This window comes from Nocardia aegles, assembly GCF_052545135.1.
The window spans coordinates 183487-197549 of record NZ_JBQWRI010000004.1 but is presented as its reverse complement, the minus strand read 5'-3'; the positions used below and the strand labels follow the sequence as shown (position 1 = coordinate 197549).

Genomic DNA, 14063 nt, shown 5'->3' with positions numbered 1-14063 from the left:
TCAGCCCTCGGGGGTGATGCTGTCGGCGTTGGCCTTGGTCACCAGGACCAGCGGCAGGATCTGCGTGTGCAACGGTGTTCCGTCGACCAGGTACTTGACCAGAAGCTCGACTGCCTCGTACACCAGGGTGGCCGGCTGCTGGCTGATCGCGAAGGAGACGACCCCTTTCTTGACGTAGTCGAGTGTCTGCTGCACAGCGTCGAAACCGACGACGAGCGGCTTGTGCCCGGCGGCGAATTGATCGACCCACTTCGCCGCGGCGGTGAAACTGCAGCAGTCCAGCGAAGCGATGGCCACAGCGTCGGGATGGGCCGCCATGGCGTTCTGCACGGCGGTGAACATCTGCGCAGGCTCCTGCCCGGTGTTCACTGGGGTGAGCACTTGCAAGCCGGGCCCGAGCGCGGACTTCAAGGCGTCGTAGCGGACTCCGGACCAGGCGGCCTCCGGCGCCACCGAGGTGGTGACGATGGTGCCGGTCTTTCCGGCGAGCAGCTTCGTCAACTCCGTGCCTTCCAGGCGGCCGCCATCGGCGACATCGGTGCCCACGAAGGCAAGCTCCTGCGACCCCGGGTTATCTGTGCTGTAGCTGACGAGCGGGACGCCGGCGTTATATGCCTGGGAGATCACCGGCTTCAGGGCATTGCTGGACGCCGACGACAACGCGATGCCGTCGACGAGCCCCTGACCGATCAGGGTTTGGAGCTGGTTGATCTGGTCCCCGGCATCACCCCCGCTGGGACCGGTGAAGACGACGTCGACCCCCAACGCCGCTGCCGCCTTCGCGGCTCCCTTTCGCTGCGGGCGAGCGAATGCGAGCGCGGTATTCGGGGCACTGACGTAAATGTTCAGCGTCTCATGTGCGGCAATCTTGGATTTGATCCGCGGCGCGAGTTGGAAGGCGGCGAAGTTCGCCTCGGGGCTGGACTCCGCCATAGCGGCGTGGTCCGCCGGTTGATCGGTCGCGCACCCCGCGACCAACGTAGTGATCAGGGCCAGGAAGAACACAGACTTGCGCATCGTGTGTCACGGAACCTTTCCGGGGCAGGAAGTCGGCAGAAGGGGCAGGTCGTCAGTGGAGGCGCTTGCGTACGGTGACGTCGAAAGCCACCGCGGCGATGATCACCAGACCCGAGACGGTGGTCTGCCAGAACGAGGAGATCCCCCGAAGGACCAGAACATCGTTGAGTACACCGATGGTCAGTACACCGATGACAGTTCCTCGCACGCTTCCGCTGCCGCCGAAGAGGGCAGCACCGCCGACAATCACCGCGGTGATGACCGTCAGCTCCAAGCCATTTCCGGACACGCCCTGGACATAGAGAAGGAATGACAATCCCACGAGCCCGCCGGCGGCGGCGAGTACTCCGGAAATCGCGAAGTTGAGCACGCGGACGAGATCGACATTGATCCCGCACAGCTCGCTCGCGGTCTGGCTGCCGCCGACCGCGTAGACGTGGAAACCGAACCTCGTCCGGCTCAGCAGCAACCCGAACCCGATCGCCACCAGGACGAAGATGACGGCCTGCAGCGGAATCTGTCCGAACACCTTGTAGTTACCAATGGTGGCGAACTGGGCGACGTTGACCCGAGTTCGGTCCAGGGAGATCGAGCTGCCCGATGTCAGCAGCAGGCTGATCCCCCGAAAGACGCTCAGCGTGCCGAGCGTGACGATGAACGAGGGTATACCGAACCGAACGACGGCCAAGCCGTTGACCACGCCCGCGCCGGCACCCACCGCGAGTCCGGCCACGGCGGCGACTGCCATGCTGTGACCGCTGACAAGCAGTTGCGCGGAGACGACACTGGCCAATGCGTAGATAGAGCCGACACTCAGGTCGATGTCACCGCCAAAAGCACGAACGTCATTCCGACAGCCATGATCCCGACGATCGACACCTGCTGCAGGACGTTCAATCCGTTGCTGACACTGAAGAAACGGTCCGTCAACAACGTCCCCGCCACACAGAGCGCCACCAGCGCCGCCGTCATGCCCCACGAACGCTGACTTCCGGCCTTGTTCAGCACTGCGGCCGCGAGTCCGGGCACACGGGTTACGCGCGATATTTTCCCGATTGCGACGCTGGTCTGCCCCATCGCCGACCTCCTCGATCTCACCTGTCACGCCGTCGTGACGGTGCACTCACCATGCACCATCAGATTGAGACCGTCAACACTCTTGTGCACACTTTTCGATCATTGCCCAGAGATACCGGGCACTAACTTGCATTTAAGACGCATTAGAGGGTGTATCTTGTACACAGTCTGATGAAATGGAGGGGAATATGGCAGCCCGCGATCAGCAAACTGTCGGCCAGGTGTACGAGATGCTGAAACGCGACATCATCCGCGGCGTCTACACGCCGGGGCAGCCGCTGTCGCAGCTGCAGATCGCGAACACGATGGGGATCAGCCGTACACCGCTGCGCGAGGCGTTTCGCCTTCTCGAGCAGCATGGGCTGGTGGTCCCCGAGCACAACAAGCGCTTCCGTGTGGCCGAGTTCGGCGTCGCGGACCTCGAGGAGCTCTACGCGATGCGGATCATCCTCGAAGGCTATGCCGCCCGGGTCAGTGTCCCGCGACTGAGCGCAGCCGACCTGGAGGAACTGGTGCAACTGTCCAGGCAGATGTCGGAAGCCGAAGATTTGAAAGACTACGACAAGTGGAGTCCGCCGCACCACGCCTTCCATCAACTCTTGCTCGCCCAGGCCGGCCCTCGGGCGTTGACCCAGATCGGCCATCTGTCCGAACACTCCGAGCGCTACCGCTACGTATCCACTCTCCCGCAGCTGCCGCTCTCGTGGGAGCAGGGCCGCAGCGACCACGACGCACTGTTGGAGGCGGCGTTGGCGCGAGACGGCAACGCCGCCGCGATCGCCATCGCCCGGCACTACGGCCGGGTGGCCCTGAGCGTTATCTCATTGGCGGCGCCAGAACACGATCCGATCAAACTCCGCATCGCGATGGGCGCCTCGACCCTCGCCGCGCCACTGTGACCTGACCACCACTCGACCCAGGCACCGCCGAGGAGTCCGCATTCATGACCGACCCGAAATCCGGTTCGCCCGAGTTCGCCATCCAGTTCACCCACGTCGATGCGGCACTACGTCTGCCCGGCGGACCGTCGATAGCCGACCACTGCTTGGCCGAATCGCTCTACGGCGTCGACCCGACAACCACGGCGGAGGTTCGCGCAGAGATCGCCTTACGAGTGCGCGCGGCGGCCGGCGAACTGCTCGCTGACACCGAGTTCGCTGCCTCTTTCGCTTCGTTGCCCATCGGCCGCGGCGACACCGTAGTCGCGTTCGGTGACTCGATAACCGCTGACCTGCATTCCTGGGCCCGCATCCTCGCCGAAGCATTCGAGCAAGCCGACCCAGCCCAGCGGCCCACCTTCGTCAACCTCGGTCGATCCGCGGACACCACGACTCACCTCCTCGAACGATTCGCCGACGTCATCGCGGCTCGACCGACTCACGTCATCGTCCAGGTGGGCACCAACGACGCCAAAGCGTTCGACTTCACGGCGGGGGCACCGCTGGTATCACCCGACACCACCCGACGCAACACCGCGCTACTCGTGGAAACCATTCAATCGCTCGGCGCCGCCGTAACCTGGATACTCCCGCCCACCATCGACGCGCAGGCCGCGTCGAACTGTGCGATGTGGACCGATCAACTCATGCAGTGGCACCCGCAAAACTTCGTATTCGTTCGAGACGCGATGCGGGAGGTCGTGGCGAACCCGGTCGATCTCACCGAGACATTCGGCGACCCCGCACTGCCCTCCCTCATGCTCGACGATGGCTTGCACCCCAACCTCGAGGGCCACCAAGCCATCGTGAAAGCCCTGATCGCCCACCTGGTCCGATAGCGGGCCTCTTCGACGAACACGCGCAGACGGCGCCGCAGAGGCTCGTATGTCCTATGCCAGGCGCTCGCAGTGGGCCCGGTAGGGAAACAGGTTCCTGCGACACAGGGGTCCCGAATCGTGACCCCACAAACAAGAGATACCGAAGGAGAACCCCCCCTATGTCCACTGCCCTGCCCAGCTCCACACTCGGGCGCGTTGTGCGCGGCACCGGTCCCGGACTGTTGCTCGCCCATGGCGCCGGCGGCGGTATCGACGCCAACTACGGCGCCATCATGGATGCCCTGGCCGCGCAGTACACCGTCGTGGGACCCGACTACCCCGGCACCGGCCGCACCCCGCGCGCAGAAGCTCCGCTTTCCCTGGACGGCCTGGCCGATGAGTTGGTTGCCACCGCCGTGGCGGAAGGTGTGGAAACCTTCGCCATCGCCGGGTACTCGCTGGGCAGCCCGGTCGCCATCCGCGCTGCCACCCGTCACCCCGATCGCGTCTCCGCGCTGGTCCTCACAGCGGGCTTCGCCCACCCCAACCCGCGGTTCCTGCTGGCGGCCCGGATGTGGCGCGACCTGCTCCTCGCGAACGATCTGGAGCATCTGGCCGGCTTTCTGTCCCTGATCGGCCTGAGCGCGCCCGCCTTGGACGCCGTCGGCCAGGACGACCTCGACGCAGCCATCAAGACCACTGCGGCTACGATCCCGCCCGGAACTCCGGAACACCTCGACCTGCTCATCGATCATGTCGACGTACGAGCTGATCTCACCGCGCTGACGGTGCCTACCCTCGTCATCTCCACCACGCTTGACCAGCTCGTGACCCCACACCACCACCGACAGCTCGCCAACGCCATCCCCGGCGCGCGCTACGCCGAGATCCCAACCGGGCACCTGCCCTTCGTCGAGCAGCCCGAGCAGTGGAGTGCCCTTATCCTCGACTTCCTCCACGACAGCCGCGCCTGAGTCCCACCCTGGGCTGGTCTGTTGGCGACGTCGGCGAGTCGCCGACAGACCGCCCCCACGTCCGGAAGCGATCGTCGCGAGACAGCGGTTTGCTGCTGCCGTGGCCCAGGGGTGAGGACACAAAGACCTCCGGCGATGTGATCACAGATCGTGGCCCAGGCTGGTCGAGTCCATCGCGTAGGTGCGGTATCACGCTGTTGCTGTATCGCTCGAAGCCGGCTGACCATTGTGCACTGCGAGCTCGGCTTGGCCGGCTAGTACGAGTTCTGTGGTGAATCGAATATGTTTGGACAGCGCGTCGATAGCGCGGTCGGGGTCGCGTGCGATCGCGGCCTCGAAGATCTCCCGGTGCTCGGCTGCAACGTCACGACTGTCATGCGTCTCACCCAGCGGCACCGACCAGCGGCGATACAGTTCGGCCGCTTCCCGAAGTGACAAGGCGATAGAGGTGAGTCGAGGGCTCCCGCATGCCTCCAAGAGCACCGCGTGGAACGTTGCATGCAACGCGACCCATTCGTCGTTGAGCCTGCTGGGGTCGTCGGCTAGCAACCGTGGCGTGCGTTGCAGGGCGTGGTGGGCTCCGATGAGCCGCGATTCCCAGGCGATATCTCCGCGTTCGATCGAGTAACGCAGCGCCAAGCATTCGATGTCGCCACGGACTTCGGTGAGGTCCTGGAGGTCTGGGACGGAGATCGGGATGACCCGAAAGCCGATCTGCGGTTCAGCGCACACCAGTCCATGCTCTGTCAGGCGGCTAAGGGCTTCGCGCACCACTCCGGCGCTGGCCCTGTGCTGCTCGCAGAGGGGTGCGAACTTCAGTCGGGTCCCGGGGGAAAGGCGTCCGGCCAGGATATCCGCTCTGATCTGTTCGTAGACGGCGTCGGTGCGGGTGGTCTTCGGTCGCGACCTGCTCATTCTCACAGTGTACCAAACAGCGAAGATAGCTGAGATTTTCGAAAATATGTTGACTTTACGAAATGTGATGCGTACAACCGAGTGTGCATCGGTGAGTCGGTGCCGACTGGTGACGAAGAGGAAGCGCGGTCTATGCGTGTAGCGAATATCAACGGACGGCTGGCGATCAGGGGCGACTCGACGTGGATCGACGTAGAGCACTCCAGCGGTGGCCGGTTTCTCGCCGATCCGCAGGGGGTGTTCGAGCGATGGGACGAGTTCGCGGATTGGGGCCGTGAACGTTTCAGCGGGTCCGAGGCGCCAGTAGGCGAAGAGACGCTGGGGCCGCCGGTTCCGGCGCCTGGTCAGGTCTTCGCCATCGGCCTCAACTATCGCGCCCACGCACTGGAGTCGGGTTTCGACCTGCCCTCTCAGCCTCCCACGTTCACGAAGTTTCGGAGCTGCATCACAGGCCCGACCGGTCGAATCGTTCTTCCCGAGGGCTCAGTGGATTGGGAAGTCGAATTGGTCGTGGTGATCGGGCGGACCGCTCATCGAGTCTCCGAAGATCGGGCGTGGGCGTACGTGGCGGGCCTGACTGTGGGACAAGATCTATCCGAACGTCAACTGCAGCACAGTGGTCCGGCGCCACAATTCAGCTTGGGCAAATCCTTCCCCGGATTCGGGCCGATTGGACCGTGCCTGGTGACACCGGACGAGGTCGCCGATCCGGACGACCTGTCATTGACGGCCACCCTGAACGGTGAAGAGGTCCAGAAGGGCCGAACGTCGGACATGATTTTCCCGGTGCCGGAGTTGATCGCACGATTGTCGGCGGTGGTGACGCTGCATCCTGGCGATCTGATCTTCACCGGAACTCCCGCGGGCGTAGGTGCTGGACGCCGCCCACCGCGATTCCTGTCCCCAGGTGACGAGCTGACCAGCGCGATCGACGGGATCGGACAGCTGCGACACACCTTCGTCGCCGCTTGACCAGGAGTACGCAAGATGGCATTGCATAGATTGGAATCAATCACAGTCGGCGTACCCGATGTGGCCGAAACTGTCGAGTACTACAGCGACTTCGGTCTGCGGACAGTAAGTCCGAACCTGCTGGCGACTGCCGACGGCGGTGAACAACTGCGGATCGTCGCGTGCCCATCCCGCCGGCTGCTCAGCCTGACCATAGCCGCCGACGACGTCGACGACCTCGAGCGCACTGCCCGGCAACTGGAGCGCCTGCACAATCCGTTCACAAAGCTTCATGACCGCGTGGTCGCCCTCGATCCCGCGACCGGAATCGAGGCGACAGTGCGGGTGAGTCCACGGCTGACATCACCAGCAACACCCGCACCGGTGTACAACGGGCCTGGCCGGGTCGAGCGCCGCGAGCTTCGGGCGCCCGGTGTGCTGCGCACCAACCGCGTTCGGCCTCGGAAACTCGGCCACGTCGTCGTCGGATCCACCGACCAAGCCGCCAGCACCCGCTTCTTTGTCGAGGGGATCGGATTCAAGATCAGTGACCGGGTTCCGCATATGGCGTCGTTCTTACGCTGCTCGGCCGACCATCACAACCTGCTCATTCAGCACGCACCCGTCAACTTTCTGCACCACACCGCATGGGAGGTCGATGATGTCGATGAAGTCGGCCGCGGCGCGACGGCCATGCTGGAGGGCCATCCTGAACGGCACGTATGGGGGCTGGGCCGCCACCACATCGGATCGAATTTCTTCTGGTATTTGAAGGATCCGGCCGGGAACTTCAGCGAGTACTACAGCGACCTCGATTGCATCATCGACGATCAGCTGTGGACTCCGGAGACCTTCGAAGGCGCCAGGGGCCTATTCAACTGGGGGCCGCCGCCCCCGCCGTCCTTCCTGCAGCCAGAAGACCTCGCGAGCCTGATGACGGGCGCTCACGGACCGGGCTGAACCCGGTCACGGATGTGCATGCCGCAACTTCTGGGCCTGCGTCACGATCCTCGCCACCAGCGTGATGCCTCGCCTCCTAGCTACGGCCACCCACATGATCCGCCCCCAATTCCTTCCCGCCGCTACCATACGGAGAACAGTGGTGAACACCGTTAAGCACCCTGCAACACCAGCGACCACTCACACCACCGACCCCGCAGTCGCGGCCACGGTTCGCACGATCATCGACGCCGTTCGCGCCGCAGGTGACGACGCCGTCCGCGAGTACTCCACCCAGTTCGATAGCTGGTCGCCTGCGGCATTTCGCCTGACACCCGGCCGTGTCGACGAGATCGTCGCTACTGTGCCCGAACAGGTCATCGCCGATATCGACTTCGTTCAAAACCAGGTACGAGCATTTGCCGAACATCAACTGCAGTCGATGCGCGAATTCGAAATCGAGACACTGCCCGGCGTCACACTCGGCCAGCGCCACATTCCGATCGAATCCGTCGGCGCCTACATTCCCGGCGGTCGCTATCCCCTGCTGGCCTCCGCGCACATGACGATCGTGACCGCCAAGGTCGCGGGCGTGCCACGTGTGGCTGCCGCCACACCACCGATCCGCGGTGAGATCCCGTCGGCCACCATCGCCGCGATGCACCTGGCAGGAGCCGACGAAATCTATCTACTCGGCGGTGTCCAGGCCGTCGCGGCACTTGCCATCGGCACAGAACAAATCGCTCCCGTAGATCTCCTGGTCGGACCGGGTAACGCCTATGTCGCTGAAGCAAAGCGGCAACTGTTCGGCGAGGTCGGCATCGACCTGTTCGCCGGCCCCACCGAAATTCTGATCATCGCCGATGACAACGCCGACCCGTTCACTGTCGCCGTCGACCTGCTCAGCCAGGCCGAACATGGCCCCGATTCACCCGCCGTGCTGATCACAACCTCCGACACGCTGGCACACCGCACTCTCGACTACATTCACGCACTGCTGCCGGACATGCCGACACGGGACTTCGCGGAGTCAGCGTGGCGCGACCACGGCGAAATCCACGTCGTCGACACAATGACCGACGCCTACACACTGGCAGATACCTACGCCAGCGAGCACGTGGAGATTCTCACCCGCAACCCACGTGAGGCGTTGGACCAGTTGCGCAACTACGGCGCCCTGTTCCTCGGCGAGCAGACCACAGTCGCGTTCGGAGACAAGGTTATCGGCACCAATCATGTCCTGCCGACACGCGGCGCGGCCCGCTACACCGGCGGGCTCTGGGTCGGGAAGTACCTCAAGACGGTTACCTATCAAGAGATCACCGATCCGCTGTCGAGCGCACAACTCGGTGAAGTCTGCGGCCGTGCCGCGCGAGTCGAACGCTTCGAAGGACACGCCCGCGCCGGAGACGTGCGCGCTGCGATCGTGCGGCGCACGACACCGGACTGGGCCCGCGCGATACAGGTAGGGCTGTCATGACACCCCTGTCCGGCCGAACTGCCCTCGTCACCGGCGCGGGCAACGGCCTCGGTCGCGCGATTGCACTCGCACTGGCCGAGGCCGGTTCGAACCTGATCCTGGTCGGCCGCAACTGCGACCGGCTGCGAGCCACCGCCGACATGGCTATCGGCCACGAGGTAAGGGCTCGGGTGGAGCTCTGCGACGTGGCCAGCCCGGATGCGGTCGAACAGCTGTCTCAGCGGCTCGACGGAGAACTGGTATCAATTCTGGTCAACAACGCCGGAGTGGCAGGGCCGGTTCGGTCCCTCGTCGACATCGAGCCAGACGAATGGGACAGCGTCTTCGCTGCCAATGTTCGAAGCATCTACCTGGTCTGCCGGGCCCTGCTGCCCAGCATGATCGGCGCCGGATTCGGCGACATAGTCAATATCGCCTCTGTCAGCGGCAAGCGTCCGCTGGCCCGCCGGACCCCTTACACAGCAAGCAAGATGGCTGTCCTCGGGCTCACCCGCACCCTGGCATTTGAAGCCGCACCTCACGGCGTCACCGTCAACAGCGTGTCACCGGGACCGGTCGCAGGACCTCGCATGACGACCAACTTCGCGCGTGAAGCCGCGGAAACAGGCATAACACCCGCTGAAGCGGAAGCGAGATTCACAAGCCGTGCGGCGCAAGGTCGCATGCTCACCGAAGAAGAAGTCGGTGCCGCGGTGGCCTCCATCCTGACCATATCGGGCCTGTGCGGCGCCGATATCGACTTGTCGGCCGGGATGATTGCCCCCGCCTGACCGGAACAGCGGATATTCGATCGTCCTGTGAACTGACGGCGACCGTGTGCTGTCGTTCGGACGGTGCCGCCGCTATCTCGACGGCGTCGTCACCCTGCCGGACCAGCTGCCACCGTTCACGGCGGCGGAACCGGTCCGTCGTCGGGGCCGGGCGCGACGACGTCGCGGTAGTCGGGCAGCAGCGGGACCACCGCGAAGCTGCCCGCCACCGCATCGGCTGGAAGCGCCTGGACCGCGCGGATACCGTTCTGCGCGGCCAGGTTTCGCAGTTGCGCCGGGGAGCCCCGGACGACGAGCCCGACGACGCAGCCACAGCCGCCGCGCAGTCGTGCGGCCGAGAACGCGATCACGCGGGCGGAGCGGTCGTCGACGGGCCGGGGAAGCAGCCAGGCCGCGTCCGGCGCCGAATCCACCGCCGCCGCAACGCCTTCGGGTACGGGAACGGCCACCAGCGGAGTCTGCACACCCGGCGCGGACACCCGGTAGAGCACCTGCGCGATACGCAATCCGCCGCTGTGCCCGGGAATGTCGCCGGGCACCAAGGGGTCGGTGAACGACACCAGCGCCCAGCGTGGTTCGTCGCCGCCCGTGTTCAGTGAGTCACGGGACCGGGCAAGGTACTCCGCCACCTGCTCGCCCTGGTCGGGCCCGAGCCGATCGGTGGACACCGCGGTGCGATACGGCGGATGCAGCACGCCGAGCGCGTAGATCAGCGCGGCCAGCGTGGCCGCCGCCACGCCGAGAATGACGCGGCGCCACGGTACTCCGTGGTCAGGCATCACGCAGGACGTCCAACGCGTGTGTCAGATCGTCCGGGTACTCGCTGGTGATCTCCAGGTAGCGGCCGTCGGCGGGGTGCTGGAATCCCAGCGACCGGGCGTGCAGCCACTGCCGTTGCAGCCCGAGCCGCTCGGCCAGGCGCGGGTCGGCGCCATAGGTGAGGTCGCCGCAGCACGGGTGGCGGATCGCGGAGAAATGCACCCGGATCTGATGGGTGCGGCCGGTCTCCAAGTGGATATCGAGCAGGCTGGCCGAATGGAACGCCTCGACGGTGTCGTAGTGGGTGACGCTCGGACGCCCGTCGGCGGTGACGGCGAACTTCCAGTCGTTGCTGCGGGCTCGGCCGATCGGGGCGTCGATGGTGCCGCTGCTGGGGTCCGGGTGCCCCTGCACCAGGGCGTGATACCGCTTGTCGACGGTGCGCTGCTTGAACGCGCGCTTGAGTACCGTGTACGCGTGCTCGGACTGTGCGACCACCATCACGCCGGAAGTGCCGACGTCGAGGCGGTGCACGATGCCCTGCCGCTCGTGAGCGCCCGAGGTGGAGATGCGGTATCCGGCGGCGGCGAGCCCGCCGACGACCGTCGGCCCGCTCCAGCCGACACCGGTGTGCGCGGCCACGCCGACCGGCTTGTCGACGGCGACGATGTCGTCGTCGGCGTAGAGGATCTTCATGCCCTCCACCGGCTCGGCCTCGATGGTCAGCTCGCGCTTCGGCTCGGGGAAGATCACCTCCAGCCAGGCGCCCGCGGTGAGTCGGTCGGATTTGCCCGCGGCGGTGCCGTCGAGCTGCACCGAGCCCTCCTCGGCGAGGGCGGCCACCGCGGTGCGGGACAGGCCGAGCAGCCGGGCCAGGCCCGCGTCGACGCGCATGCCGTCGAGCCCGTCGGGGACGGGCATGGTCCTGGTCTCCCTCATGCCGCGCTGCTCTCGCTCGCGCCGGTCTTGCCGCGGCCGAGCCGGGTGCCGTTCGGTTCGAAGCCGAACACGGTGAGCACGACCAGCAGGATCGCGCCGCACACGATGGCCGAGTCCGCGACGTTGAACACCGGCCACCAGCCGATCGCGACGAAATCGACCACGTGCCCTTGCAGCGGGCCGGGCGCGCGGAACAGCCGGTCCACCAGATTGCCGACCGCACCGCCGAGCACCATGCCGAGTCCGATCGCCCACCCCGACGAGCGCAGGGTGCGGCCGATGCGTACCACGCCGATGACGACGGCGGCCGCGACCAGGGTCAGCAACCAGGTCATGCCGGTGGCCATGGAGAACGCCGCCCCCGGGTTGCGCACCAGGCTCAGGCGCGCGAAGTCACCGATGATCGGCACCGGGTCGCCCGGCGTCAGTTTCGCGACCGCGATGGTCTTGGTGAGCAGATCCAGGCCGAACACGACCGCGGCGAGGACGAGCAGCGTCCACAGGCGCTGCGGCGGAGCCGACTCGGTCGTCGGATCAGCGGTGTTCGCAGGGGTTTCCTCGGGCGGCCGGTCGTCACTCACACCGACCATCATCTCTCGAGCGGAATCGAGCCCGGTGCGCGCGTCCGATTGCCCGGACCCGCGCTTGTGGTGTCCCGCGGGCCACGCCGATCGGCTCGCACTCGAATGTCCCAGCTGACACTCAGGAATCGGTCGTACCCTGTTGCTCGTGACGGTGTTGTCTTCCCCCCGCCTACCACGCAGCGCCGGCCTCGCCCGGAGCACGCGCTCGGGTGCGCTGCTCATGGTGCTCGCGGTCGGGCTCTCGGCTTTGGGCGTCGGTTGCGGCGACAGCGCGGAGTCGAGCGGTGACGCCGACGCAACGGAGCCGCTCGGCATCGGTAAAGAAGTGACGGTGCCGATTCCGGCCGCGGTGACCACGGTCGAATCGGCGGGTGCGGAGCCCCGATCGCTGCTGCGGCCGGAGTACCCGGCGGGCACCGTGCAGCGGGTCACGCTGTACACCGCCCATCACATCCAGCAGGAGATCGATGGGCAGCCCAAGCCCGATTTCTCCACCCCGGCCATGACCATTCCCATGACGGCGGAGACCACCGTGGAGGGCATCGATCTCACCCTGGGCACGGTGACCTCGCCGGATCCCACCCTGGCCAAAGCGCTCACCAAGATCGGCGGCTCGCACGCCGGTTTCGACCTCAGTGATCTCGGCGCGATCACCGCGCTGCGCCTGGAGCCGGCGCCGGACGCGTCCAACACCGCTCGCGCCGCCCTCGAGCAGGCGTTCTACCAGGCCGTCTATCGGTCGATCGCGTTTCCCGACGAGCCCGTCGGCGAGGGCGCGGTCTGGACGGTGCGGCAAGAGGTCAACAGCGGTGTCCTGTTGGACCAGGTGACCACCGCGACCCTGAGCAAACGCGACGGCGACCGGCTCACCATCGAACTGCGCGTCACGCAGAAGCCGAAGTCGCCGGTGTGGAACCTGCCGAACAACGCGGGCACCCTGGACATCGACGACTACGCCATGCGGGGCGCGGGCACCATCACGGTGGATCTCGGCTTGCCGCTGCCGGTCGCCGGGTCGATCACCGTCGGCGGACACCAGGCCTACCGCGATCCGCACACTGACAGCACACTGCAGCAGACGATCGATACCCAGGTGTCGTGGGCCGAATGATCCGTGCGTGCGGACTGTTGGCCGCGCTCGCGCCGCTCCTCGTCGCCACCGGATGCGGCTCGGGGGATCGCGCCCGGCCCGGACCGCCCGAGCTTCCCGCGCTGGGACCAGTGGTGGCCGCGGCCCCGGTGACCACCGCCCCCGAGACCGATTCCGCTCGTCTGCGCGGACTGCTGCTCGCCGACACCGACCTGCCCGCCGGGTTCACCGCGTCGGCGCCGCCCGCGGACACCGGCGGAGGCGCTACCGGCGCCTCGCCGACGAATCCGGCCGAATGCGTGAAAGTGCTCGCGCCGCTCGGTGCGCAACGTTCCGGCGCGCTCGCGCGGGCGTCCACGCAATACGCCGGGCCGAATTTCTCCAGCATCGATATCGACGCAGCCAGTTATCCGCCGGACGCGGTCGCGGCCGCTTTTTCCGAGGCGCAGGAAATTCTGCGCCGATGCGCGCACTATGTCGGCGCCGACGGCTCCGACATCCCGATCGACTACCGCATCGGCGGGCTCGTCCAGCCGCGGGCGGGCGATGCCTGCGCCCCCTTCCAGGTGCGCACCACCAGCGACGACCTGACCCTCGGCTCGTCCGCCGCGATCGTCCAGGTGGGAAGCACGTTGGTGCAGGTCGCGGTGACCGCGCCGGAATCGGTCGACCCCGGTGTGCTCAGCGCGCTGACCGCGGCCCAGGTGCGCAGGCTGCGGGGCGTCGCCGGACCCTGATTTCCGGCGATCCAGCCGAATCGCGCCGGTCGCCGGAATAGGCTCGGCATGGTCCGACACAACGCCTCGACCGGA

General features: G+C 66.2%; 15 protein-coding genes. 9 read left to right on the top strand and 6 right to left on the bottom strand.

The window, feature by feature from the left end; genetic code table 11:
• Window positions 1–1017, bottom strand: a complete 1017-nt coding sequence (locus ACT89H_RS14355; RefSeq protein WP_445109085.1) for a sugar ABC transporter substrate-binding protein — start codon at window positions 1015–1017, stop codon at window positions 1–3.
• Window positions 1018–1069: 52 nt separating this feature from the next.
• A complete protein-coding gene (locus ACT89H_RS14350; RefSeq protein WP_445109084.1) occupies window positions 1070–2122 on the bottom strand; it encodes an ABC transporter permease in 1053 nt (350 codons plus the stop codon).
• Window positions 2123–2282: 160 nt separating this feature from the next.
• Here ACT89H_RS14350 and ACT89H_RS14345 point away from each other — a divergent pair, with 160 nt between their 5' ends.
• The 3 genes from ACT89H_RS14345 to ACT89H_RS14335 all read left to right on the top strand — a co-directional run bounded on the left by ACT89H_RS14345 (window position 2283) and on the right by ACT89H_RS14335 (window position 4824).
• Window positions 2283–2993, top strand: a complete 711-nt coding sequence (locus ACT89H_RS14345; RefSeq protein ID WP_445109083.1) for a GntR family transcriptional regulator — start codon at window positions 2283–2285, stop codon at window positions 2991–2993.
• Between the two features lie 44 nt (window positions 2994–3037).
• Window positions 3038–3871: an SGNH/GDSL hydrolase family protein gene (locus ACT89H_RS14340; protein WP_445109082.1), complete on the top strand. Its 834-nt coding sequence runs from the start codon at window positions 3038–3040 to the stop codon at window positions 3869–3871.
• A 158-nt stretch (window positions 3872–4029) separates the two neighbouring features.
• Window positions 4030–4824 (top strand): alpha/beta fold hydrolase, encoded by a 795-nt coding sequence (locus tag ACT89H_RS14335; protein WP_445109081.1) that lies wholly within the window; start codon window positions 4030–4032, stop codon window positions 4822–4824.
• A gap of 189 nt (window positions 4825–5013) precedes the next feature.
• Here the strand turns inward: ACT89H_RS14335 and ACT89H_RS14330 are convergent, their stop codons facing one another.
• Window positions 5014–5739, bottom strand: a complete 726-nt coding sequence (locus ACT89H_RS14330) for a GntR family transcriptional regulator (protein WP_445109080.1) — start codon at window positions 5737–5739, stop codon at window positions 5014–5016.
• A 132-nt stretch (window positions 5740–5871) separates the two neighbouring features.
• Here ACT89H_RS14330 and ACT89H_RS14325 point away from each other — a divergent pair, with 132 nt between their 5' ends.
• The 4 genes from ACT89H_RS14325 (at window position 5872) to ACT89H_RS14310 (ending at window position 9879) form a co-directional block, all read left to right on the top strand.
• A complete protein-coding gene (locus ACT89H_RS14325; RefSeq protein ID WP_445109079.1) occupies window positions 5872–6711 on the top strand; it encodes a fumarylacetoacetate hydrolase family protein in 840 nt (279 codons plus the stop codon).
• Window positions 6712–6726: 15 nt separating this feature from the next.
• The gene (locus ACT89H_RS14320; protein WP_445109078.1) at window positions 6727–7650 is read left to right on the top strand and encodes a VOC family protein; all 924 of its coding nucleotides are present in this window, start codon (window positions 6727–6729) and stop codon (window positions 7648–7650) included.
• Window positions 7651–7744: 94 nt separating this feature from the next.
• Window positions 7745–9109 (top strand): histidinol dehydrogenase, encoded by a 1365-nt coding sequence (hisD, locus tag ACT89H_RS14315; protein WP_445109077.1) that lies wholly within the window; start codon window positions 7745–7747, stop codon window positions 9107–9109.
• Window positions 9106–9879 carry an SDR family NAD(P)-dependent oxidoreductase gene (locus ACT89H_RS14310; protein WP_445109076.1) on the top strand — a complete coding sequence of 258 codons (774 nt, stop codon included), beginning with the start codon at window positions 9106–9108 and terminating at the stop codon, window positions 9877–9879. The genes hisD and ACT89H_RS14310 overlap by 4 nt, the downstream gene beginning before the upstream one ends.
• A 116-nt stretch (window positions 9880–9995) precedes the next feature.
• Here ACT89H_RS14310 and ACT89H_RS14305 read toward each other — a convergent pair whose 3' ends face one another.
• Genes ACT89H_RS14305 through lspA form a run of 3 tightly spaced genes read right to left on the bottom strand, consistent with a single transcriptional unit; the run spans window position 9996 to window position 12170 of the window.
• Window positions 9996–10658 (bottom strand): hypothetical protein, encoded by a 663-nt coding sequence (locus ACT89H_RS14305; RefSeq protein WP_445109075.1) that lies wholly within the window; start codon window positions 10656–10658, stop codon window positions 9996–9998.
• Window positions 10651–11577, bottom strand: coding sequence for an RluA family pseudouridine synthase (locus ACT89H_RS14300; RefSeq protein WP_445109074.1), 927 nt, complete (start codon window positions 11575–11577; stop codon window positions 10651–10653). Before ACT89H_RS14300 ends, ACT89H_RS14305 begins: the two co-directional genes overlap by 8 nt.
• On the bottom strand, window positions 11574–12170 hold the full coding sequence (lspA, locus tag ACT89H_RS14295) for a signal peptidase II (protein ID WP_445109073.1): 597 nt from the start codon (window positions 12168–12170) through the stop codon (window positions 11574–11576). Before lspA ends, ACT89H_RS14300 begins: the two co-directional genes overlap by 4 nt.
• Window positions 12171–12381: 211 nt before the next feature.
• Here lspA and ACT89H_RS14290 point away from each other — a divergent pair, with 211 nt between their 5' ends.
• Window positions 12382–13272 carry a hypothetical protein gene (locus tag ACT89H_RS14290; protein WP_445109330.1) on the top strand — a complete coding sequence of 297 codons (891 nt, stop codon included), beginning with the start codon at window positions 12382–12384 and terminating at the stop codon, window positions 13270–13272.
• Complete coding sequence (locus tag ACT89H_RS14285) at window positions 13269–13988, top strand: hypothetical protein (protein WP_445109329.1); 720 nt, start codon at window positions 13269–13271, stop codon at window positions 13986–13988. The genes ACT89H_RS14290 and ACT89H_RS14285 overlap by 4 nt, the downstream gene beginning before the upstream one ends.
• Window positions 13989–14063: the final 75 nt, after the last annotated feature.

Coding starts and splice junctions, on each gene's coding strand:
- lspA (WP_445109073.1), bottom strand. CDS start 12,170: ATGATGGTCGGTGTGAGTGACGACCGGCCGCCCGAGGAAACCCCTGCG.
- hisD (WP_445109077.1), top strand. CDS start 7,745: ATGATCCGCCCCCAATTCCTTCCCGCCGCTACCATACGGAGAACAGTG.
- ACT89H_RS14305 (WP_445109075.1), bottom strand. CDS start 10,658: ATGCCTGACCACGGAGTACCGTGGCGCCGCGTCATTCTCGGCGTGGCG.
- ACT89H_RS14285 (WP_445109329.1), top strand. CDS start 13,269: ATGATCCGTGCGTGCGGACTGTTGGCCGCGCTCGCGCCGCTCCTCGTC.
- ACT89H_RS14300 (WP_445109074.1), bottom strand. CDS start 11,577: ATGAGGGAGACCAGGACCATGCCCGTCCCCGACGGGCTCGACGGCATG.
- ACT89H_RS14290 (WP_445109330.1), top strand. CDS start 12,382: ATGGTGCTCGCGGTCGGGCTCTCGGCTTTGGGCGTCGGTTGCGGCGAC.
- ACT89H_RS14355 (WP_445109085.1), bottom strand. CDS start 1,017: ATGCGCAAGTCTGTGTTCTTCCTGGCCCTGATCACTACGTTGGTCGCG.
- ACT89H_RS14310 (WP_445109076.1), top strand. CDS start 9,106: ATGACACCCCTGTCCGGCCGAACTGCCCTCGTCACCGGCGCGGGCAAC.
- ACT89H_RS14345 (WP_445109083.1), top strand. CDS start 2,283: ATGGCAGCCCGCGATCAGCAAACTGTCGGCCAGGTGTACGAGATGCTG.
- ACT89H_RS14330 (WP_445109080.1), bottom strand. CDS start 5,739: ATGAGCAGGTCGCGACCGAAGACCACCCGCACCGACGCCGTCTACGAA.
- ACT89H_RS14320 (WP_445109078.1), top strand. CDS start 6,727: ATGGCATTGCATAGATTGGAATCAATCACAGTCGGCGTACCCGATGTG.
- ACT89H_RS14335 (WP_445109081.1), top strand. CDS start 4,030: ATGTCCACTGCCCTGCCCAGCTCCACACTCGGGCGCGTTGTGCGCGGC.
- ACT89H_RS14340 (WP_445109082.1), top strand. CDS start 3,038: ATGACCGACCCGAAATCCGGTTCGCCCGAGTTCGCCATCCAGTTCACC.
- ACT89H_RS14325 (WP_445109079.1), top strand. CDS start 5,872: ATGCGTGTAGCGAATATCAACGGACGGCTGGCGATCAGGGGCGACTCG.